At 74.1% G+C, this 20,283-nt stretch carries 18 protein-coding genes; 12 read left to right on the forward strand and 6 right to left on the reverse strand.

Annotated features, from left to right (window positions below; genetic code table 11):
• The first annotated feature begins 2 nt into the window (after positions 1 to 2).
• From ACFPZN_RS00880 to ACFPZN_RS00905, 6 genes are all read left to right on the forward strand, one after another.
• Positions 3 to 1,196 (forward strand): SDR family NAD(P)-dependent oxidoreductase, encoded by a 1,194-nt coding sequence (locus ACFPZN_RS00880; protein ID WP_378279059.1) that lies wholly within the window; start codon positions 3 to 5, stop codon positions 1,194 to 1,196.
• 70 nt (positions 1,197 to 1,266) lie between these two features.
• Positions 1,267 to 2,466, forward strand: a complete 1,200-nt coding sequence (locus tag ACFPZN_RS00885) for a glycosyltransferase (protein WP_378279060.1) — start codon at positions 1,267 to 1,269, stop codon at positions 2,464 to 2,466.
• Complete coding sequence (locus ACFPZN_RS00890; protein WP_378279062.1) at positions 2,463 to 3,863, forward strand: O-antigen ligase family protein; 1,401 nt, start codon at positions 2,463 to 2,465, stop codon at positions 3,861 to 3,863. Before ACFPZN_RS00885 ends, ACFPZN_RS00890 begins: the two co-directional genes overlap by 4 nt.
• Positions 3,860 to 5,224 carry a lipopolysaccharide biosynthesis protein gene (locus tag ACFPZN_RS00895; RefSeq protein ID WP_378279064.1) on the forward strand — a complete coding sequence of 455 codons (1,365 nt, stop codon included), beginning with the start codon at positions 3,860 to 3,862 and terminating at the stop codon, positions 5,222 to 5,224. The genes ACFPZN_RS00890 and ACFPZN_RS00895 overlap by 4 nt, the downstream gene beginning before the upstream one ends.
• Before the next feature lie 4 nt (positions 5,225 to 5,228).
• A complete protein-coding gene (locus tag ACFPZN_RS00900; protein ID WP_378279066.1) occupies positions 5,229 to 5,981 on the forward strand; it encodes a sugar transferase in 753 nt (250 codons plus the stop codon).
• Positions 5,982 to 6,006: 25 nt separating this feature from the next.
• The gene (locus ACFPZN_RS00905) at positions 6,007 to 6,921 is read left to right on the forward strand and encodes a hypothetical protein (protein ID WP_378279068.1); all 915 of its coding nucleotides are present in this window, start codon (positions 6,007 to 6,009) and stop codon (positions 6,919 to 6,921) included.
• Positions 6,922 to 6,964: 43 nt separating this feature from the next.
• Here ACFPZN_RS00905 and ACFPZN_RS00910 read toward each other — a convergent pair whose 3' ends face one another.
• Positions 6,965 to 7,108: a hypothetical protein gene (locus tag ACFPZN_RS00910; protein WP_378279070.1), complete on the reverse strand. Its 144-nt coding sequence runs from the start codon at positions 7,106 to 7,108 to the stop codon at positions 6,965 to 6,967.
• A gap of 130 nt (positions 7,109 to 7,238) precedes the next feature.
• On the reverse strand, positions 7,239 to 8,804 hold the full coding sequence (locus tag ACFPZN_RS00915; protein WP_378279072.1) for a Rieske 2Fe-2S domain-containing protein: 1,566 nt from the start codon (positions 8,802 to 8,804) through the stop codon (positions 7,239 to 7,241).
• A gap of 328 nt (positions 8,805 to 9,132) precedes the next feature.
• On the opposite strand from ACFPZN_RS00915, the gene ACFPZN_RS00920 reads away from it, so the two are divergent.
• The 3 genes from ACFPZN_RS00920 (at position 9,133) to ACFPZN_RS00930 (ending at position 11,596) form a co-directional block, all read left to right on the forward strand.
• On the forward strand, positions 9,133 to 9,915 hold the full coding sequence (locus ACFPZN_RS00920) for a sensor histidine kinase (protein ID WP_378279074.1): 783 nt from the start codon (positions 9,133 to 9,135) through the stop codon (positions 9,913 to 9,915).
• Positions 9,912 to 10,604 (forward strand): response regulator, encoded by a 693-nt coding sequence (locus ACFPZN_RS00925; protein ID WP_378279076.1) that lies wholly within the window; start codon positions 9,912 to 9,914, stop codon positions 10,602 to 10,604. The genes ACFPZN_RS00920 and ACFPZN_RS00925 overlap by 4 nt, the downstream gene beginning before the upstream one ends.
• A gap of 86 nt (positions 10,605 to 10,690) precedes the next feature.
• Positions 10,691 to 11,596 (forward strand): cytochrome P450, encoded by a 906-nt coding sequence (locus tag ACFPZN_RS00930; protein ID WP_378279078.1) that lies wholly within the window; start codon positions 10,691 to 10,693, stop codon positions 11,594 to 11,596.
• On the opposite strand, the gene ACFPZN_RS00935 is transcribed toward ACFPZN_RS00930, so the two are convergent.
• Complete coding sequence (locus tag ACFPZN_RS00935; RefSeq protein WP_378279080.1) at positions 11,484 to 11,849, reverse strand: hypothetical protein; 366 nt, start codon at positions 11,847 to 11,849, stop codon at positions 11,484 to 11,486. The genes ACFPZN_RS00930 and ACFPZN_RS00935 overlap by 113 nt on opposite strands.
• Before the next feature lie 169 nt (positions 11,850 to 12,018).
• On the opposite strand from ACFPZN_RS00935, the gene ACFPZN_RS00940 reads away from it, so the two are divergent.
• The 3 genes from ACFPZN_RS00940 to ACFPZN_RS00950 all read left to right on the forward strand — a co-directional run bounded on the left by ACFPZN_RS00940 (position 12,019) and on the right by ACFPZN_RS00950 (position 14,823).
• Positions 12,019 to 13,410 carry a sensor histidine kinase gene (locus ACFPZN_RS00940; RefSeq protein ID WP_378279082.1) on the forward strand — a complete coding sequence of 464 codons (1,392 nt, stop codon included), beginning with the start codon at positions 12,019 to 12,021 and terminating at the stop codon, positions 13,408 to 13,410.
• Positions 13,407 to 14,072, forward strand: coding sequence for a response regulator (locus ACFPZN_RS00945; RefSeq protein ID WP_378279084.1), 666 nt, complete (start codon positions 13,407 to 13,409; stop codon positions 14,070 to 14,072). The genes ACFPZN_RS00940 and ACFPZN_RS00945 overlap by 4 nt, the downstream gene beginning before the upstream one ends.
• A gap of 136 nt (positions 14,073 to 14,208) precedes the next feature.
• Positions 14,209 to 14,823, forward strand: coding sequence for a response regulator (locus ACFPZN_RS00950; protein ID WP_378279086.1), 615 nt, complete (start codon positions 14,209 to 14,211; stop codon positions 14,821 to 14,823).
• 37 nt (positions 14,824 to 14,860) lie between these two features.
• Here the strand turns inward: ACFPZN_RS00950 and ACFPZN_RS00955 are convergent, their stop codons facing one another.
• The 3 genes from ACFPZN_RS00955 to ACFPZN_RS00965 form a co-directional block, all read right to left on the reverse strand.
• Complete coding sequence (locus tag ACFPZN_RS00955; protein ID WP_378279088.1) at positions 14,861 to 16,402, reverse strand: serine/threonine-protein kinase; 1,542 nt, start codon at positions 16,400 to 16,402, stop codon at positions 14,861 to 14,863.
• A 114-nt stretch (positions 16,403 to 16,516) separates the two neighbouring features.
• The gene (locus ACFPZN_RS00960; protein WP_378279090.1) at positions 16,517 to 18,211 is read right to left on the reverse strand and encodes a serine/threonine-protein kinase; all 1,695 of its coding nucleotides are present in this window, start codon (positions 18,209 to 18,211) and stop codon (positions 16,517 to 16,519) included.
• Positions 18,212 to 18,410: 199 nt separating this feature from the next.
• Entirely contained in the window at positions 18,411 to 20,159 is a 1,749-nt protein-coding gene (locus ACFPZN_RS00965; protein ID WP_378279092.1) for a serine/threonine-protein kinase, read from the reverse strand.
• Positions 20,160 to 20,283: the final 124 nt, after the last annotated feature.

Here is a 20,283-nt window from a genome sequence, read left to right on the forward strand (position 1 = left end):
CCGTGCGCTGGTTCCCGCTGCCGCGGCTCCGCCGCCCGGTGCCGCCCGCGCCGCCGCCGTCCCCGTCCCCGTCGGCGGAGGCCGGGCCGATGGCGCTGCTCATGGGGCGGGACGAGGTCGCGGTGGCGGGGCCGCGGGTGCGGCGGCTGGTCGCGGGCCGGCGGGTGCTGGTCACCGGTGCCTGCGGGACGGTCGGTTCCGCGCTGTGCCACCGGCTGCGGCGGCTGGAACCAGACGCGCTGTGCCTGATGGACCGGGACGGCCGGCGCCTGGACCGGCTGGCGGGCGAACTATGGGGCGCCGGGCGGGTGGCGGCGGCCGAGGCCGATGTCCGCGACCGCGGCCGGGTCGAGGCGATCCTCGGCGAGGCCCGTCCCGACCTGGTCTTCCACGCCGCGGGACAGAACGAGCTGGGCAAGGTCGAGGACGACCCGTGCCAGGGCGTGGCCGCCAACGTGTTCGGCACCCGGCATCTGGTGGACGCCGCCGTCCGGAACGGCGTGGAGAGGCTGGTGCTGGTGTCGTCCGACAAGGCCGCCGACCCGACCTCGGTGTTCGGGGCGACGATGCGGCTGGGCGAGCTGCTGCTGCAGACGGCCACGCCCGGCCCGACCCGGTTCGCGGCGGTGCGGGTCGGCAACGTGATCGGCGCGCACGCCTCCCTGCTGACCGCGCTGGCCAGCCGGATCTCCTCGGGCGAGGCCGTCACCATCACCCATCCGGAGGTGGCGCGGCACTTCATGACGGTCGCGGAGGCGGCGGGGCTGCTGCTGGAGGCGGCGGCGCTGACCGAGGAGGCCGAGACGTTCGCGCTGGACATGGGCAGCCCGGTGCCGGTGGTGGAGCTGGTGCACCGGTACGCGGCGCAGCTGCGGCTGCCCGAGGTGACGATCCGGTTCAGCGGCCTGGGGCCGGGCGAGAAGCTGGCCGAGAAGACCTTCGCCGACTCCGAGCGCCGGATCCGCACCGCCCATCCCAAGATCTGGGGGACCCGTCCGGCGCCGCCGCCCGCCGGGCTGCCGCGGCTGCTGGACGCGCTGCAGGCCGCGGCCGGGCGCGGCGGGGCCGGCGAGGTGCGGCTGCTGCTGTGCCGGCTCCTGCCCGAGTACCGGCCGGCGCGGCGGGCCCGGCCGCCGGCCGGGCCGCCGCCGCTGGCCGGGGCGGGCGGCGCCCGCCCCGATCCCCCCGTGTTGTGAGGTGCCGTGTTGTGAGGTGCCGTGTTGTGAGGTGCTCGTGAGGTCTGATCGCAAGCTCAGGGTGGCCACCGTGATCACCCGTTTCAACGGCGGCGCCGGGCAGGTGGCGCTGAACGGGGCGCTGGCACTGGATCCGTCCTGCTACGAGCGGGCGGTGATCACCGGCGGGGTCGGGATCGACAGCGCGGCCGCGGCGGGCGCGGACGGACCCGGCGCGGAGGTCCGGTACGGCGAGGACGCGGTCGCGCACGCCGCCGCCGGGGACTTCACGCCCCGCGCGCACGCGGCCGGGATGGAGATCGTGCAGGTGCGGCCGCTGGTGCCGCAGATCTCGCCGCGCGACGACCGGGCGGCGCTGCGGACGCTGACCCGGGTGCTGGCCGAGGGCCGGTACGACGTCGTCCACACCCACAGCGCCAAGGGCGGGGTGATCGGGCGGATCGCGGCGGCGCGGGCGGGGGTGCCGCGGATCGTGCACACCTGGCACGGGTTCCCGTTCAACGAGTTCCAGTCGTGGCCGCGCCGCGCCGCCTACATCCGGCTGGAGCGGATCGCGGCCCGGCGCACGGACGCGTTCCTGGCGATCGGGTCGGAGACGGTGACGACCGCGCTGCGCCTGGGCCTGGCCACGCCGGAGCGGATCCGGCTGTCGTGGCCCGCCGTGGACGTGGACGCCTACGCCGCAGCGCCCGGCTCGCGGGCGCAGGCCCGGCGGCGGCTGGACCTGCCGCTGGGGGTGAAGGTGGTCGGGTCGATCGGGCGGCTGACGTACCAGAAGGGTCCGGAGATCTTCGCGCGGGCGCTGGCGCGGCTGCCCGAGGACGTGTTCGGGCTGTGGGCCGGCGGCGGCGCGATGGCCGGGGAACTGGAGAGCCTGACCGAGAAGCTGGGCATCGCGGACCGGATGCGCTGGCTCGGGCACCGCGACGACGTGGCCGAGGTGATGCCGGCGTTCGACGTGATGGCGATGGCCAGCCGGTGGGAGGGCCTGCCGTGCGTGCTGGTCGAGGCGATCGGGGCGGGGATCCCGCTGGTCGCGACGGCCGTGCCGTCCAACCAGGACCTGGTGCTGGCCGGGGAGACCGGGCTGCTCGTCCCGCCGCAGGACCCGGCCGGGCTGGCCGCCGCGATCGCGCACCTGCTCGACCACCCGGCGGAGGCCGCGCGCATGGCCGGACGGGCACGGGAACGGGTCGGCGACTGGTTCTCGCCCGAGTACCTGGGCGCCGTCCTGGACGAGACCTACCGGGGGAGCTCCAGGCGGCCATGACGACGATCACGACGGCCCGGCCGCCCGCCACGTCCCGCGCGGCCGGCACGGCCCCGGACCCCGGGCCGGGACCGGAGGCGCCGGAGGAGGAGCCGCGGGCGCGCGGGCGCTCGCTGGTGGGCGCGGTCCTCGTCGGTGGGATCGCCTCGCTCCCGATGCTGATGCCGTTCGGGCTGCCGCCCGGCCCCGGCAACACCGGGCTGCCCGACCTGGCGCTGATCGTCGTGACGATGACCGCGCTGCTGTGGGCGGCCACCCGCCGCGTGCCCGTCCGGTGGCCGTTCCTCGTCCCGACGCTGCTGACGATCGTGGCCGGCGGCATCGCCGCGGTCGTGAACGACGCGGGCGCGCTCACGCTGGTCAAGGACCTGTTCGTGCTCCTGTGGGGGGTGAGCGTCGCCAACCTGGCCCGGGACACGGGGCTGCTGCGGCTGGCGATCCGGTCGTGGGTGTGGATCGGCACGTTCTACGCCCTCGTGATGATCGCCGGCTTCCTGATCGGGAACGACACGCTGTCGGGCAAGCAGGTGGACGGCGAGCGGGCCATGTTCACCTTCGGCGACGCGAACTACGCCTCGAACTGGTTCATCTGCGTCTTCTTCATCGCCCGGGCCGCCCGCGTGCCCGAGAAGGCGTGGCAGCGGTGGGCGGTGTGCGGGATCCTGCTGGTCGCCGAGGTGCTGACCGGCTCCAACGGCGGCGCGCTGTCGCTGGGCATCGCGATCGTCGCCGGGTACGTGTTCCGGCTGTTCCGCGAGGGCAAGGCCCACCACGCGATCGCGGTCGTGTCGCTGGCGGCCTTCGCGGGCGGCGGCGGGATCGCCGTGATCTCCACCGTCGACATCCAGCCGTACCTCGACCGGGCCAGCGAGGCGTCCCCCATCCTGCGCGACTCGATCGGCCGCACCACCGGGGAGAGCACCGAGTCGCGCAGCACGGTGTTCGCCACCACCGTCGAGATGATCGAGCGGCAGACCCATCCGTGGGGAATCGGGCCCGGCCACACCGAGGCCGCGATGCTGGAGAACCAGGAGACCTACGTCCGCGAGGCGCACAACGACTACGTCGCGGCGGTGCTGGAGCGCGGGTTCCTGGGCGGGGTCGCGCTGGTCGTGCTGGTGTTCGCGCTGCTGATGGCGTGCGTGCGGATCGCGCGCCGGGACGCGCTGACACCCGCGTACGCGCGGGTCGTGCCGAGGCCGGAGCTGTTCGGGGCGCTGGTGCTGGTCTTCCTGGTCTCCGGGCTGTTCTACGAGACGCTGCACTACCGGCACGGCTGGGCGTTCTTCGGCCTGATCGCCGCGCTGCACCTGTTCGGGCGCCGCGACGCCGTCCAGCCCGAGTCCGTCCTGCTCGCGGATGGGCCGGGCACCGCGCGCGAGGGGGGAGCGCCGTGACCGAGACCCGTCCGCGGCCCGGTGACGCCGTGCCGGACACGGTGCTGCCCACCGAGCACTCCGCCGCGCCCGCCCGTACCATCACCGGCCGGATCGCCAAGCTGATGGCGGGCAACATGGCGGGCCGGGTCGGCGCGCTGGCCTCGCTCGGCATCGCGACGATCATGGTGGCGCGGATCGGCGGGCCCGCGCTGGTCGGGGCGTTCACGCTGGTGCGGATCCTGCCGGGGCTGGTGTGCCACCTGTCCAACGCGGGCCTGCCCGCCGCCGCGCCCTACTTCCTGGCCGGACGGGACGGCACGGGCCGCGAGTACGACCAGTCGGTGGTCCGGCCCACGCTGGCGTGGCTGACCGTCGCGGGCGCGCTGGCCGGGGCGCTGGGCTGGCTGGCCCTCAGCCCGCTCATCCATCTCGCGTTCTTCCGGTCTTTCGGGTTCTGGGTGGCGCTGGCGGCGACCGTCCCGGCGTTCACCCAGGGGTTCGTGTCGGTCGGCAAGGGGCTGCTGCAGGGCACCGACGACCTGCGCGGCGCCAGCCTGGCGATCGCGGTCGAGGAGTTCGTGTTCCTGCCGATCTACCTGGTGATCCTCATCGGCTGGTACGGCCCCGGCGCGCTGGTCACCGGGCTGGTGCTGGCGGACGTGGCGGCCGCGGCCTGGATCATCGCGCGGCTGGCGCGGCGCGGCTTCTTCAAGGGCTGGGGCCGCCCCGACCCGCGGCTCGGCCGCACCATCGCCGGCTACGGCCTGCGCGGCTACCTCGGCCAGCTCATCGACCTGCTCCAGCTCCGCTTCGACATGGCGCTGCTGGGCGCGCTGGCCGGGCCGAAGGTCCTCGGCGTCTACACGGTGGCCAGCAAGTTCGCCGAGCTGGTGCAGCTGCCCGGCCTGGCGCTCAACTACGTGCTCTACCCCGACTTCGCCCGCGACGACCGGGCCGAGGCGACCCGCCGCACCCGGCGCATGATCCTGCCCGCGCTGGGCGTGTCCGCGCTGGCCGCGCTGCCGCTGGCGCTGATCGCCGGGACCGCGCTGCCGTGGGTGTTCGGGGAGGTCTTCGACGACGCCGTGGTGCCCACCTACATCCGGCTCGCCGGGGTGGTCACCTTCGGCGTCACCGGACTGGTCATGGCCTACCTGTACGGCGTCGGCCGGCCCGGCGCCGCCTCGACCGGGCAGGCGATCGGGCTGGTCGTGGTGGTGCTGTGCGGGGTGTGGCTGATCCCGCGGTACGAGGCGGCGGGCGCGGCGACCGCGACGGCGGTGTCGTTCGTCGCGACGACCGCGGCGCTGCTGATCTTTTTCCGCCGGGTCGGCCGCCGCGTCGGCGGGGGCGCCGGGGCCGAGGGCGACGGAGGGTGACCGCATGACGGAGAAAGAGCTGGACACGCGGCCGGTCGACCCGGCCGACGGCGTCGCCCCGTCCACCCCGCGCCGGGTGCTGGACGTGGCGGGCGCGCTGGCCGGGCTGGTGCTGCTGAGCGTCCCGCTGCTGATGATCTACCTGCTGGTGCGGGCGTCCAGCCCGGGGCCGGGGATCTTCCGGCAGACCCGGGTGGGGCAGGGCGGGCGGCCGTTCACGATGTACAAGTTCCGCACCATGCGGCAGGGCGTCGGCGGGCTCACCGTCACCGCCAACCGCGACCCGCGGCTGACCCGGATCGGCAAGCTGCTGCGCGAGTGGTCGCTGGACGAGCTGCCGCAGCTGGTCAACGTGCTGCGCGGGCACATGACGCTGGTCGGGCCGCGGCCGGAGACCTACGACCTGGCGGTGCACTACGACCCGGGCAGCCGCTGGATCTTCGACCACCGGCCCGGGCTGACCGGGGTGTCGGAGGTCCGGTTCCGCGACTTCGACGTGCTGCCGCCCGGGGAGGAGGTCGACCTGGTCAACTACATCGAGCGGATCGTCCCGGCCCGGGTGGCGGTGGACGCGGTGTACCTGCGCGACCCGTCGATGCGGGCCACGCTGGGGGCGCTGTGGGACACCGTCCGGCACATCCTCGGCTTCTCCGTCCCGCCCCTGGAGCCCTCGGCCCCCGCCAAGCCCAAGACCGCGCCGAAGACCACGCCCAAGGGCGACGCCGGACCCGCCGAGGAGACGGGCTCCGCCGCCTGACCGTTCCGTCCCCGGGGAGGCAGCGATGGACACGCGTGTGAAGGGCGCGGCCGTGGTGGCCGCCGTCGCCGTCCTGGTCGCGGGGGCCCTCTTCTTCGTGTGGCGCGGCGCGTCCGGACCGTACGAGCCGTACCGGGGCCCGCTCGCGACGCCGGGCACGACCGCCCCCGGTCCCGGCCGGACGCTCAACATCGCGCTGAACACCGAGCCGTCGGACTACCCGCGGCTGCGGGAGCTCGGCTACGACCTGGTGGACGTGAAGCCCGACGCCGCCTCGGTCGCGGGCGTCCCGGACGGCATGCGCGCCATGCTCTGGGTCGGCAACTTCACCTGCGAGGACTTCGAGCTGTCGTTCGAGGAGTTCGCCGCGGCCGTGCGGCGCCTGGCGCGGCATCCGAAGGTGTACGGCTGGTACCTGTCCGACGAGCCCAACCCGCGCGAGTGCCCGGACATCGCGGGCGAGATCCGGCGCCGCGCCGACCTCGTCGAGCGCGAGGCGCCGGGGCAGATCTCGTTCATCTCGCTGACCGACTGGCCGATGCGGACGCTCACGCCCGCCCGGGTGAACGTGGATCTGGTGGGGCTGGACCCGTACCCGTGCAAGGGGTCGGCCCGGACCGGCGCCCGCTGCGACATCGGCGCGATCGACCGGATGGTGCGGATGGCCGACCGGGCGGGCATCCCGCGGAAGGCGGTCGTGCCCGTCTACCAGACGTTCGGGCAGAGCTGCTCCCGCGGCGACAAGCAGTACTGGCTGCCGACCGAGGAGCAGATGCGCGAGATCCTGCGCCGCTGGGACCGGCTGGTGCCGAACCCGCCGATGGACATCGCCTACTCGTGGGGGCACCAGGGCCGCTGGGCCTGCCCGACGCTCGCGGACGCGACCGGCGGCGCGCACCCCGACCTGCAGTCGATCATGCGGGCGCGCAACACCCGCTGACGCGGGCTCGGGCGTGGACGCGGAACGGCTCGACCGGAACGGGTCAGGGGGCGGGGTCCTCCGCCATCGCGGGCGCGTGCGGCAGCTCGAGTTCGAGCGAGCCGAGTTGGAGGGCGAGCACTTCCAGCGTGACGACGAGCAGCACGAAACCCACGGCCAGCAGGCCGATTCTCTTCTTTTCCAGCACTCCCCGACCCCTTTGAACCCCCCGGATACCCCCAAAACCTAGCACGGCTAACAAATACGAAGTGCACCAGAACGGTTACGTTCAGGAGACATTGAGGAACACCCGTAATACCTTTGCGGGGCGGTCGCCGTCACCGGACCCGGCGGCTCGCCAGCCCGGCGGACCGGGCGTTGACGCAGCGGCCGGTCGAGAGGTCGAACGCGAAGTTGTGCGCCAGGCAGTGCACCTGCCCGTCGCGCACCACGGCGCCGACCGACAGGTCCTCCCCGGCGTGCGGGCAGTAGCGCGGGATGTCGTAGCTGACGCCGTCCGACTCCACGACGATGCGCTCCGACTCGTCCCGGCCCGTCTCGTAGGCCTCCACGGCCTGCAGCGCGGGCGCGTTGGCGTGCTTGAGCAGCCCGACGAGATGGTCGTTGTAGACGTCGGGGTCGCGGTAGAGGCTGAGGCGGAAGGAGATCAGCAGGTCCTCCCAGGCGATCCGGCCGTCCAGCACGCCCTCCACCCAGCGGCCCGCGGTGGTGATGCGGTAGTGCGGCCGGGTGCCGGGGGCGGCGTCGCCGACCTTGACGCCGTCGGGCGAGATGTCCACGTCCCAGACGCCGCCGTTCGGGCCGGTGATCTCGAAGCGGACCACCATGTCGATCCGGCCGAGGAAGTAGTCGCTGAGCCCGCCCAGGTACTCGAAGTGGGCGGCGAAGCGGTCGTGGAGGCCGGGGCGGGGCTCGGGGAACTCCGCCAGTACGCCCGCGATCGCGCCGGCCCGGTCCTCGGCGTACTTCCGCAGGTAGCCCTCGCGGAAGGAGTCGTCGAACGAGAACGCGGCCGAGACCGGGTCGCGGGTCACCTCGCCGGTGTCGAGGTCCAGGGCGTCGCCGGGCCTGAAGTGGTCCCAGCGCTGGCCGGGCAGGTGCTCGCGCAGCCAGTCGGTGGCCATGTCGGGGTCGATGAACGCGCCGTCCTCGCGGTCGAGGACCCAGTTGAGCCGTCCCACCTCCGCGTCCAGGAAGCAGGGCGGCCCGGCGAACGGCACCGCCAGCTCGGGGGCGGCCTGCCGGACGAGCCGCTGCACCGAGCGCAGCTTGGAGACCCGCTTGGCCATGGAGACCTCCGCCATCTCCGCGGCCGGGTACTCGTAGCAGATCGGATGCCAGGACGCGCCCGCGGTCTGCAGCGCCATCAGGTCCAGGCGGCCGCCGGCCAGGTGCTTGGCGCGGCGGGCCTGGGCGGCGGTGAGCCGGGCGTCGTTGCAGTGCAGCATCGAGCGGCCGTCCGCGACGATGAGAAAGGCCGCGTCGTGGCACATCGGCGAGAGCTCCGGAATTACGGTGATCCAGGACCCGCGATTGTCCAGCGGGAATCGCTCCCAGGCCGGTATCTCGATTACCTGGCGGGAACCGGCGGCCGCCGCCATCCGTTCACGGAAGGCGGGCCCCGGATAGCGCGGAATGAGGATTCGGGTCCGGCGGGGGAGCCGGTCGATGAACCACGGATCGAAATGATCTAGGTGTTCGTGCGAGACGGCGACCCAGTCGGCGTCGGCGAGCCCGGCGACGTCCAGGTGATCGTTTCTCGGATACTGGTGCCAGGCCCCGAGGAAGGCGCCGGCCGAGGTGAGCCAGGGGTCGGCGAGCAGGCGGAACGCGGAGGCGCGGACCGCCGCCCCGGCATGTCCGAGAAAGGTGATCGTCGGCATGCCATGACTGTCCCTCCCGGCCCGCCCGGCCACACCCACCGGAATGCGCAAGACGGCTACGCCGTAGGTATGAAAGAAATGGCGCGCAGTGGCCGAGAATCTCTCTCGGGCATGCTTGCGAACGCGCTCGCGCGCGCTTGGCGGAACGTCCGAAGAGATACCCCGAGACGTATCTAGGACGTACCGGGAAAGGGCCCGGTTGGCCGGGTCGCATTGCCATGTCCACTTCCGGTCAGCGACTGGTCGGTTGCGGTCAATTGTCTGGACAGCCGTTCCCGCGCGAGTGACCGTCGTCACGGTGCTGGTATTACGGGACGGGGGTCCTTCCATGAACCACGGGCAGTATCGGTCCTCTCCGGTCGACACGCCCGCCCACGTCGCGACGCTCCCGGCGGCCGGCGCGCCCCAGCCCGGATCGGAGGAGGATCCGGGCCTGTGGCGGCGGCGGCTGCGTCACGACATCCGACACGAGTTGGGCACGATCATCATGCTGGCCTCGGCGGTGGCCGTGGCCGACGACATCGGCGCCGGCAGCCGCGAGCGGGTCGAGCAGCTGCTGGGCGAGACCCGCTGGCTGGACCATCTGCTGCGGCAGCTGGACGAGGGCGACGACGCCTACGAGAGCACGGGCGACGACCGGCGGCCGGTGCCCATGCCGGAGCGGATCCGGGTGGACGACCTGGCCGCCGAGGTGGTCACCGGCATGCGGCTGGCCACCCCGCACGAGGTGTACTTCAGCGGCACGGAGGCATGGGCGCACATGGATCCGGTGGCGCTGTGGCGCGCGCTCCGTAACGTTCTCGACAACGCCTGCCGGGTCGCGGCCGGCCGGGTGGACGTCCGGGTCACCACCGACAAGGGCTGGGTGGCCGTGCAGGTCGACGACGACGGGCCGGGCTTCGGCGCGGGAAAGGCGGGGCTGTCCTCGCTCGGGCTGGGCATCGTGCACGACCTCATCTCCGGGTACGGCGGCGGGCTGGAGATCCGCACCGGGGAGATGGGCGGCGCGCGGGTGCGGGTGCTGCTGCCGTCGGCGCCGCCCGCCGGTACGGTTCCGGCCGGGACACCGGCGGCCTGGTCGCACGCCGACGACTGGCGGCCCCATCCATGAGCGGGGCCGTGGCGCTGCCGCCTCCGTCGTCGTCCATGCGGGTGGTGATCTGCGACGACCACGCGGTCTTCGCCGACTCGCTGTCACTGGTCCTCGCCGACGCGGGGCACGTCGTGGTCGGCGTGGCCTACTCCCCCGAGGCGCTGCTGCCGGTGCTGCGCGGGCGGCGGGCCGACGTGTGCCTGATCGACCTGCGGTTCCCGTCCGGAACCGTGCTGGAGTGGATCCCGCGCCTGCGGGCGTCCTCGCCGGCCACCCGGTTCGTGGTGCTGACCGGCTTCCTCGAACGGCACGTGCTGGAGGCCGGGCTGGCGGCGGGCGTGCGGGGATTCGCGCACAAGGGGCAGCAGGCCGAGGAGGTCCTGGAGGTGCTCCGGCGGGTCGCGCACGGCGAGGTCGTGGTGGACCGGGCCGCGCTCGACGGCGGCCCGGCCGACCGTCCGCGCAGCCAGGCGCAGAAGGTGGCGCGGTTCCTCACCCCGCGGGAGCGGGAGGTGCTGACCCGGCTGGCGCGCGGCGAGTCCACCCAGGCGCTGGCCAAGGCGATGGGCGTCACCCGCAGCACCGCCCGCAGCCATGTCCAGAGCGTGCTGAGCAAGCTGGGCGTGCACTCGCAGCGGGAGGCGGTGATCGAGGCGGCCCGGCACGGACTGGTCAGCGTGGAGACCGGCGAATGGCTCGCGGGCTGAGCCCGCACTCAGCCCGCGGGCCGGACGGTAGGCGGCGGCGAACCGGGAATGGACGGGAAAGGGCGACGGGAGGGAGGTGGACCGCCATGGCCCACCGGCGGGACGCGCCGCCCGTCTCCGACGCCGACGCCCTGGCCTCCCCCGACACCTACGCCCTCGGCGTGCCGTACGACCGGCTGGAGCGGCTGCGCGCCAGGACCCCGGTGGTGTGGCAGGAGGGGCGGCCGGCCGGCGATCCCGGCGCGTGGGCGGTGCTCCGCTACGTCGACGTCCGGTCCGCCCTGGCGCACGCCGAGCTGTTCGCGCCCGATCCCGCCGAGCCCCGGCACGGGCCGGTGACCGGGGCGGCCGGCGACCCCGACCTCCCGATCGACATGGAGCCGCCGGCGCGCTCCCTGGTGGCCCGGATGCGCCCGGAGGAGCCCGCCGACTTCGTCGGCGAGGTGACCGCCGAGCTGCCCGAGACACTGCGCAACACGCTGGCCGGGGGCGTGTACGCGCTGCTGCGCTCGCCCGAGCAGTACGCCCGGCTGCGCGCCGCGCCCGGCGACGACGATCTCCTCGACGCCGCCGTGGAGGAGATGCTGCGCTGGTGGACGCCCGTCATGCGGGTGCGGCGGGTGGTGCTGCGCGCCACGTCCGTGGGCGGCGTCCCGCTGCTGGCGGGCGAGCGGGTGTCGCTGTGGCTCACCGCCGCCAACCACGACGAGGACGCCTTCCCCGAGCCGGGACGGTTCGTCCCGGACCGGTTCCTGCCCGCGAGCCTGGCCGCCCAGCGGCCCCAGGGCACCGGGCCTGTGCGCCCGCATCTCTGCTTCGGGCACGCCGCGCACGCCTGCCTGGGCGGGACTCTGGCCCGGGTGCACCTGCGGGCACTGCTCAGCGCCCTGCTGGACCGGCCTGGCAGGCTGGTGCCGGCGGGCGAGCCGGTGCGGCTGCGTTCGAGCTCGCGGCACGGTTTCGAGCGGCTGCCCGTCCGCTGGACCGCCTGAGCCCGCGGGCCTCCCAGCGGGGACGGAGCCGCTCGGCGAGGCCGTACAGCAGCGGCGGCAGCAGGAAGCGGCCGATCCGCGCCAGCGTGTCGGTCCCCAGGAGTACGGCCGCGCCCACGAGCAGGCCGTGGTCGTCGAGGGTCTCGGTGACGCAGGCGTCGCGGAACAGGTCGACCCAGAGGACCAGCGTCCACACCCCGGCGCCGTAGCGGATCAGCAGCCCGGCCAGGGCGAGCGGATCGAGCGGTCTCATCCCGGTCCCCTCCCCTCGGGCTCGATGTGGATCAAGCCTGCCGGGCGGGCACCGCGCCGGACGTCGGCCGGATGGAGGCAATCGGGTGCCGCCGGTACCCCGCGGGGAGTACGGGCGATCACTCCTCCCGGCCGACGCCCGGCCGGGACACGTGACCTAACGTGCTGCAATGAGCAGTTCCCCGTCGAGCGCCGCGACCCCGGGCGCCACCGCGCCGGACGGCGCCCCGCCGGGCGCGGACCCGCCGGCCGGACCGCACCGGGGGCACTTTCCGCTGCCCGGCACCTGGCCGGTGTGGGTGGTCCCGCTCCTCCTCGCGATCTTCCAGGTCGTGGGGTCCCTCGGCGCGCAGAGCGGCGAGCGCGGGCCCTGGGGGCACGACGGGTGGGGTCCGTCCGAGGGCGGACACGGGCCGGGCGCGCCCGGCGGGGTCGACGACTACTCCAGCACACCGCTCGACGCCCTCGGCATCGCGCTGCTGGTCGGCGGCCCGGCGCTGCTGCTGCTGCGCCGCCGGAACCCGGTCTTCACGCTGGCGTCCGTCGGCGCCGTGACCGGCCTCTACCTGCTGCGCGCCTACACCTACGGGCCCGGCGTGTTCGCCGCCGCGGTCGCGATCGTGGCGGCGGTGACGGCGGGGCACCGGCTGTTCGCCTGGGCCGCGACGTTCGCCGGGCTGGCCGGCTACTTCGTGCTCACCTGGCTGATCGGGGTGCCGTTCGAGCAGCGCGGCCGCCCGGACCGGGTCTTCCCGGTGGAGGAGCCCAGCCTCGGCTCGACCGCGTTCGCGGTCGCCTGGGTGGTGGTGCCGCTGATCAGCGGGGAGCTGATCCGGATGCGCGCGCAGCGGGCCGCCGCGGCGGCCCGCACCCGGGCCGAGGAGGAGCGCCGCCAGGCCAGCGAGGAGCGGCTGCGGATGGCCCGGGAGCTGCACGACGTGCTGGCGCACAACATCTCGATGATCAACGTGCAGGCCGGGGTCGCGCTGCACCTCATCGACCAGGACCCCGAGCAGGCGCGGACGGCGCTGGCGGCGATCAAGGAGGCCAGCAAGGAGGCGCTGACCGAGATGCGGTCGGTGATCGGGGTGCTGCGCTCGCAGGGCGAGAGCGCGCCGCGCTCCCCCACCGCCGGGCTGGCCCGGCTGGAGGAGCTGCTCGGCCGGGCCCGGTCGGCGGGGCTGCGGGTGGACGCCGAGATCGTCGGCGAGCGGCGGCCGCTCCCGGCCGGCACCGACCTGGCCGCGTTCCGGATCGTCCAGGAGTCGCTGACCAACGTGACCCGGCACGCGGGCCCCGGCCCGGTGACGGCCACGGTCCGGATCGCCTACGGTGAGCGTGACGTCGCCGTCCGGGTCGAGGACGACGGCCAGGGGGTGTCGCTGCTGGACGACCATCCGGGCGGCAGCGGCGTCAACGGTATGCGGGAGCGCGCCGCCGCCCTCGGCGGCACGTTCTCGGCCGGGCCGCGTCCCGGCGGCGGGTTCCGGGTGAGCGCCTCGCTCCCCGTCGACGAGGAGCCCGGCCCGCGGGGCGGGCCGGGGCCGGGAGGTGCCGAGTGATCAAGGTTCTGCTCGCCGACGACCAGGTGCTGGTCCGCGCCGGGTTCCGGGCGCTGCTGGACGCCCAGCCCGACATCGAGGTGGTGGGCGAGGCGGGCGACGGCGAGGAGGCGGTGGCGCAGGCCCGGCGGCTGCGCCCGGACGTCATCCTCATGGACATCCGGATGCCCGGCCTGGACGGGCTGGAGGCCACCCGGCGGATCGCCTCCGACGAGCGGATGGACGGCGTCCGGATCGTCATCCTCACCACCTTCGAGCTGGACGAGTACGTCTTCGAGGCGCTGCGCGGCGGCGCGGGCGGCTTCCTGGTCAAGGACACCGAGCCGGTCGAGCTGATCCACGCGGTGCGGGCGGTGGCCGCCGGCGACGCGCTGCTGTCGCCGAGCGTGACCCGCCGGCTGATCGCCGAGTTCGCCACCCGGGCCAAGGAGCCCGCGCCGTCCCCGCGGCTCAACTCGCTCACCGAGCGTGAGCGGGAGGTGATGGCGCTGGTCGGCGAGGGCCTGACCAACGAGGAGATCGCCACCCGGCTGGTGGTGAGCCCGGCCACCGCCAAGACCCATGTGAGCCGGACGATGGTCAAGCTCGGCGCCCGCGACCGCGCCCAGCTGGTCGTCTTCGCCTACGAGTCGGGGCTCGTCAAGCCGGGATGGCTGTCCTGAAAATCCCCTGGGATCCCGACCGAAAATCGGGATGGAATTCTCACACCTTGCCGATTCGCCCTTGACCGGCTGTCGTCCGGGGCGGCGGCATGACAGGGTGGTCGGACGTAGCACCCACCGACGCCCGGAGGAGCCGGTGCCGCACGCCACCAAGATCCTGGCCGTGGACGACCGGCAGGAGAACCTGGTCGCCCTCTCGGCCGTGCTCGACGCGCTGCCGGTGGAGGTCGTCCCGGTCTCCTCCGGCCGGGCCGCGCTCCGGGAGCTGCTGAACGACGAGTTCGCGCTGATCCTGCTGGACGTGGTGATGCCGGAGATGGACGGCTTCGAGACCGCCGGGCACATCAAGAGCCGCCCCCGCACCCGCGACATCCCGATCATCTTCCTGACCGCGGCGGGCGAGGCCGGCGAGCAGGCCTACCAGGGCTACGCGGCGGGCGCCGTCGACTACCTCACCAAGCCGTTCGACCCCTGGCTGCTGCGCGCCAAGGTCTCGATCTTCGTCGACCTGCACCGCCGCACGCTGCAGCTGCGCCGGCAGGCCACGCTGCTGCGGCAGGCCCTCGACGGCGAGGACGGCGCCGGCCTCGACCAGATCCTCAAGGCCCTCGACGAACGGATGGCCCGGGTCGAGGGCGACGTGTCCCGGCTGCGCGAGGAGGGCACGGGCTCCGCGGGCACGCTGGACGATCTCGAAGCGCACATCGCCGACCTGCGCCTGGCCCTGAACGCCCTGGTCGCGGGCGGCTGACCGGCCCCGGCCTCCGCCCTCGCCTCCGCTCGACGCCCTAGGGCAGGGCCGGCGGGAGGTCGTCCACCGGCGGCGAGAGCGCGGACGCGGGCGGCGCGACGGGCGCGGCGGCGGAGGAGTTCAGCTTGGTCCGCAGGATGAACGCGCCCGCCAGCACGGCGACCACCACCAGGATCACCGCGACGGTGACGATCACGACGGTCTTGCGGCGCTCCCGCTCCCGGTTGCCGGACGGCCCGGCGGGCTGCTGCCACTGCCGGTGCTGCGCCGGCTGCTCCCACGGCGGCGGCGTCTGCGGCCCGGGCGGCGGGATCGCCCAGTCGGTCTCCAGCAGCGTCCGCACCTCGGGATCACGCGGCGAGCCGCCACCGGCACCCGCGTTGCCCCCGGCCCCGGCGTCCCGCCCCTGGCCGCCGCCCGCCTGGTGTCCCTGGCCCTGGCCCTGCGCCGGTCCGGGCTGCTGCCCCTGACCGCCGCCCTGCTGTTCCTGGCCGCCGCGACCGGACCCGCCGGCCGTGCCGGAAGGGTGCGTGTTGGGCCGGAAGACCGCGCTGTTCTGGCCGTAGGAGGAGGACGGGGACGACGACGAGGGCGACGAGGGGGACGAGGTCCCCGGGTCGACCCGGGTGACATCCTCGAACTCGGACGAGTCCAGCACGGTGTCCGCGGGCTCGTCGACCACCGTCTGCTCGTAGAAGGCGGGCGGCGGCTCGTCCAGGACGGTGTCCTCCGACAGCCGGGCCGGTGGCATGGGCGGGCGCGGCTCCGGCATCGTGGCCACATGGGTCAGCATCGGCTGCGCCTGCGCGGCGGTGATCCGCCTGGCCGGCTCGCGCGCCAGCAGCCCCTCCAGCACCGACGCCAGCGGACCGGCGTTCCGCGCGGGCGGTACCGGCTCGGTGAGCGCCGCCTGGAGCGAGGCCATGGCATCGGGCCGCTCGTAGGGCGAATGGCCCTCCAGCGCGGCGTACAGCGTCGCGCCCAGAGCCCACAGGTCGGAGGCCGGCACCGCGCGCTCCCCCTGCGCGCGCTCCGGCGGGATGTAGGCGGGCGACCCCATGACCAGGCCCGTCTGGGTGAGCGTCGCGTCGCCCTCCACCTGGGCGATCCCGAAGTCGGTCAGCACCACCCGCCCCGAGTCGGTGATCAGGACGTTGCTGGGCTTGATGTCGCGGTGCAGGATCCCCTTCTCGTGGGCATGCCGCAGCGCCGCCAGCATCTGCAGCCCGATCTCGGCCACCCGCCGGTGCTCCAGCAGGCCCACCTCCAGGACGTCCTGGAGCGAACGGGCCCGGACCAGCTCCATCACGATCCACGGCCGGTCGGACTCCTCCACCACGTCGTGCACGGTGACGACGCCCGGGTGGTTGAGCCGGGCCGAAGCCCTGGCCTCCCGGAAGGTCCGCTGGTACAGGATGTCGCGCTCCGCCGGCGTCAGCCCGGGCGGCAGCACCACTTCCTTTACCGCGACCTCGCGGTCCAGCATGACGTCATAGGCGCGCCAGACCGTGCCCATGCCGCCACGGCCCACCACCGCGTCCAACCGGTAGCGGTTGGCGAGCACATGACCCTCTCCCATGTCTAAATGTTCCCCCGTCGCGCGTGGCGCTGCCTAGAGGAACGCCTCGCGCACACCTCACGGCCTTCTGTTTTGTCAGGGACGCTCCCACCCGTCCCGATGTTCATTTCACGCTCATGGCTGGAACGTGTCGATGACATTGTTCACGGTCGGCTGGTACGTGTTCCACCGGGACGCCGGAACCGCCACCAGGACGGCGTACGAGCGCCCGTCGACGATGACCCCGCGGTCCTTGGCGCGGGTGCCGTTCCAGGCGAACTCGATGTCGGCGGCCGGGCGCCCTGCCACGGTCGCCCGGGTCAGGTCGATCGTCCGGTAGCCGGGCAGCGACCTCTTGGCGATCACCTCCCGCTGCCACTGCTGCCAGTGCTGGAAGGGGTCGCCGGTCCAGCCCGTCCGGTCCACCTGGACGTAGGCGTCCGAGGCCGGGTCCAGCCAGAACGTGCTGTTGCCCCTGACCTGCCGCGTCCAGCCCGCCGGAACGCCGATCGTGAACCCGGGCCCGCGCTGCCGGACGAACCCCTGCGGAAGCGCCGGCAGGACGTCCTTGGGCGGGCTCACGGCCGCCGTGGCCGGCCCGGACTGCGGCGGGGCGGCGCTCTGCGCGGGCGGGCTCTGCACGGGCGCGCTCGGCGACGGCCCGGCATCGCCCCCGGACTCCTTGTCCGGCCAGAGCACGAACCCGAAGACGCCCACGACCACGAGCGCGATCAAGGCGCCCGTCATCACCGGGACCAGCACCTTGCCCCGCCGGCCCGTCCCGCCGCCGGGGCCGCCCGTGCCGTGGACGGTGCGCTCCGGGCCCGGCAGGTCCGGCACCGGGATGTCGGAGTTGTAGTCGGGCACGCGAACATCCGAGACCAGGGCCGGAGCCCCCTGCGTCCGGTCCGCCGCGGGCGCCAGGGTCTCCGCATCCCCGCCGGACACCGCCCCCGCGGTCACCGCGCCCACGGGAGCCGAGCCGTGCGCGGCCGGGGCGGTGCCCGTGGCGACCTGGCGCAGCATCTCCTCGGCCTGATCGGCCCGCAGCCGCTGGACGGGATCGCTCCGCAGCAGCCCGTACAGGACGGGGGCGAGCGGCCCCGCGTTGCGCGGCGGGGGCGGCTCCTGCGTCATCACGGCGGCCAGCACGGCCATCGCGTCCGAACGGTGGTGCGGCGGCTTCCCCTCGCACGCCGCGTACAAGGTCGCCCCCAGCGCCCACAGGTCCGACGCCGGGATCGCCCGCTCGCCCTTCACCCGCTCGGGCGACATGTAGGCGGGCGAGCCCACCAGCGCCCCGGTCCGGGTGAGGGTGGCGTCCCCCGCGACCTGCGCGATGCCGAAATCCGTGAGCACCGCCCGGTCCTCGGAGGTGATCAGCACGTTGGCGGGCTTCACGTCGCGGTGCAGGATGCCGATCGCGTGGGCGGCCCGCAGCGCCCCCACCACCTGCCGCCCGATCCCGGCGACCCGCCCGGGCGGCAGCGGCCCGCCGTCATCGACGATCTCCTGCAGCGACCGCGCCCTGACCAGCTCCATCACGATCCACGGACGGTCGTCCTCGTCCACGACATCGTGTACGGTCACCACGCCCGGATGGTTCAGCCGGGCCGACGCCCGCGCCTCCCGCAGCGTCCGGCGATGCCGCTCCTCCCGCTCCTGATCGCTCAGATCCTGGCGGAGCAGCACCTCCTTGACCGCCACCTCGCGGTCGAGCATCTCGTCCTGGGCGCGCCAGACGGTCCCCATGCCGCCGCGTCCCACCACCGCGATCAGCCGGTAGCGACCGGCGACCACCCGTTTCCCGTCCGATTCCCCGTCCGACATAGATGCCCTTTCATTGTGGGGGGCGACCCCCCACACCCCCCGGGACGGCGGTGAACGCCTCCTCCGCTCGCCTGGGGGCTCGCTACGGACCCGCTCCCCGCCGCCTGCCCGTCCCTCCACTCCGCTGGCGCTCCGCTCCGGGCCGGACAGTGGACAAGCGAGGTGGGTGCCGAGTTGGGCTGGCGGGGAACGGGGGAGGTCAGTTGTCCTTGGGCTTGAAGAATTGGTAGATGGGGGCCATTTCGGAGAAGGTCTTGTCCCAGTCGGCGTCGGGGGCCACCAGCACGATCGCGTAGCCGGTGTCGTTCATGACGAAACCGCGGTTGAGGGCGTGCAGCCGTTGGCCGCCCTTGCCGTCGTAGGTCCACTCCCAGTCGGCCGCGTCGTCGCCGTCGGGGTCGCTGACCGGCTCGCCCTGGGCCACGGGACCGATCCTGACCTTGTCGTAGCCCGGGAACCGGCCGCGCGCGTTCGGCTCGTACTTCTCCCAGTCCTCCAGCGCGCTGTCGTTGGGGTCGGAGGTCTGGTCGACCTGGATGTAACCCTCGCCGCTCGGCGGCTCGAAGAACACGCTGGAGGACGACGAGCCGCGCCGGAGCGGGCCCTTCCAGTCCTTGGGGATCGCGATGGAGAAGCCCGTGGGGTCCTCGTGCAGGCGGAACCCGGCGGGGATGCCGGGGCTGCCGCTCGGCGACGGTGACGGCGTCTCAGAGGCGCTCTGGGACGCGGAGGCGGGGGCGGTGCCGGTGGGCGTGCTGCCGCGCGTGTCGGCCTCCTTGCCGTCGCCGTCCCGGGTTAGCAGGAAGACCACCACGGCCACCAGCACGGCGAGGACGATCACGCCGATGAGGAGCGGGTTGCGGTTGCCCGGCGGGCGGTCGCCGGAGGGCGCGAGGCTGCCCGCCGGTTCGGTCGGCGAGCCGGGGCGCCACGCCATCGGGCCGGACGGCCGCTTGCGCGCGGGCGCCTCGGGAGCCGGCTCGATCCGGGTCTGCCCGCCGGGCGGTTCGGCGCGGGACGTGTCGCGCACGGTCTCGTCGGAGGCGGGCGGGGCGGCGGATTCGGCCTGGGCCTCGCCCAGGGGGAACTCGACGGCCTGCGTGCGCTGGGTGTCGAAGGTCTCCTGCCGGACGATGTCGTCGAGCAGCGCGCCCGCCTCGATCGCGTCCATCCGCTGGTCGGGGTCCTTGCGGAGCAGGCCGCGGATGACCGGTGCGAGACGGCCGGCGTTGTCGGGCGGGTCGGGGTCCTCGGAGATGACCGCGACCAGGGCGGCCATCGGTTCGGAGCGTTCGAAAGGCGACTTGCCGTGCGTCATCGCGTACAGCGTGACGCCGAGGGACCACAGGTCGGAGGCGGGTCCGGCGGTGCGGCCGCGGGCGCGCTCGGGAGCGATGTAGGCGGGCGAGCCCATCACCAGGCCGGTCTGGGTGAGGGTGGCGTCACCGGAGGCGGTGGCGATGCCGAAGTCGGTCAGCACCGCGCGGTCGCCCCTGGTCACCAGCACGTTGCTGGGCTTGACGTCGCGGTGCAGCACGCCGGCCTCGTGGGCGGCGTGCAGCGCGGCCAGCATCTGCCGGCCGATCTCCGCGGCGCGCCGCGGCTCCAGCGGGCCCTCCCCCTTGATGACCTGGTCGAGCGACCGGGCCAGGATGAGCTCCATGATGATCCAGGGCCGGCCGTCCTCCTCGACCACGTCGTACACCGTGACCACGCCGGGGTGGCCGAGGCGCGCGGCGGTGCGCGCCTCACGGAACGTGCGCTTGTGGTGGACCGTGCGTTCCTCATCGGTGAGACCATGCGGCAGGATGACCTCTTTCACCGCGACGTCACGACCGAGGACCTCATCGTGAGCCTGCCAGACCGTGCCCATGCCGCCGCGGCCGACCTGCGTCACCAGTCGGTAGCGGCGGGCGAGCAACCGCTCCCCGGTGGACTCATTTGGCATATCCGCGACCATATCGACTTTTGCTGACAACCTTGGACCGACTCCGATGGGGGGTAGGTCTCCCCGTAGGGACATCATCCCCCAGCTGCCCCGTCCCCTACCCGTGAGACGTTCACCGTGTCGC

This window comes from Actinomadura rugatobispora, from assembly GCF_042656285.1.
GTDB lineage: Bacteria > Actinomycetota > Actinomycetes > Streptosporangiales > Streptosporangiaceae > Spirillospora > Spirillospora rugatobispora.

Bases quoted from the DNA above. Each gene is read 5' to 3' on its own strand.
- ACFPZN_RS00965 (WP_378279092.1), bottom strand. From the start codon at position 20,159: ATGCCAAATGAGTCCACCGGGGAGCGGTTGCTCGCCCGCCGCTACCGA.
- ACFPZN_RS00935 (WP_378279080.1), bottom strand. From the start codon at position 11,849: ATGAGACCGCTCGATCCGCTCGCCCTGGCCGGGCTGCTGATCCGCTAC.
- ACFPZN_RS00940 (WP_378279082.1), top strand. From the start codon at position 12,019: ATGAGCAGTTCCCCGTCGAGCGCCGCGACCCCGGGCGCCACCGCGCCG.
- ACFPZN_RS00955 (WP_378279088.1), bottom strand. From the start codon at position 16,402: ATGGGAGAGGGTCATGTGCTCGCCAACCGCTACCGGTTGGACGCGGTG.
- ACFPZN_RS00915 (WP_378279072.1), bottom strand. From the start codon at position 8,804: ATGCCGACGATCACCTTTCTCGGACATGCCGGGGCGGCGGTCCGCGCC.
- ACFPZN_RS00900 (WP_378279066.1), top strand. From the start codon at position 5,229: ATGACGGAGAAAGAGCTGGACACGCGGCCGGTCGACCCGGCCGACGGC.
- ACFPZN_RS00925 (WP_378279076.1), top strand. From the start codon at position 9,912: ATGAGCGGGGCCGTGGCGCTGCCGCCTCCGTCGTCGTCCATGCGGGTG.
- ACFPZN_RS00920 (WP_378279074.1), top strand. From the start codon at position 9,133: ATGAACCACGGGCAGTATCGGTCCTCTCCGGTCGACACGCCCGCCCAC.
- ACFPZN_RS00930 (WP_378279078.1), top strand. From the start codon at position 10,691: ATGGCCCACCGGCGGGACGCGCCGCCCGTCTCCGACGCCGACGCCCTG.
- ACFPZN_RS00905 (WP_378279068.1), top strand. From the start codon at position 6,007: ATGGACACGCGTGTGAAGGGCGCGGCCGTGGTGGCCGCCGTCGCCGTC.
- ACFPZN_RS00890 (WP_378279062.1), top strand. From the start codon at position 2,463: ATGACGACGATCACGACGGCCCGGCCGCCCGCCACGTCCCGCGCGGCC.
- ACFPZN_RS00960 (WP_378279090.1), bottom strand. From the start codon at position 18,211: ATGTCGGACGGGGAATCGGACGGGAAACGGGTGGTCGCCGGTCGCTAC.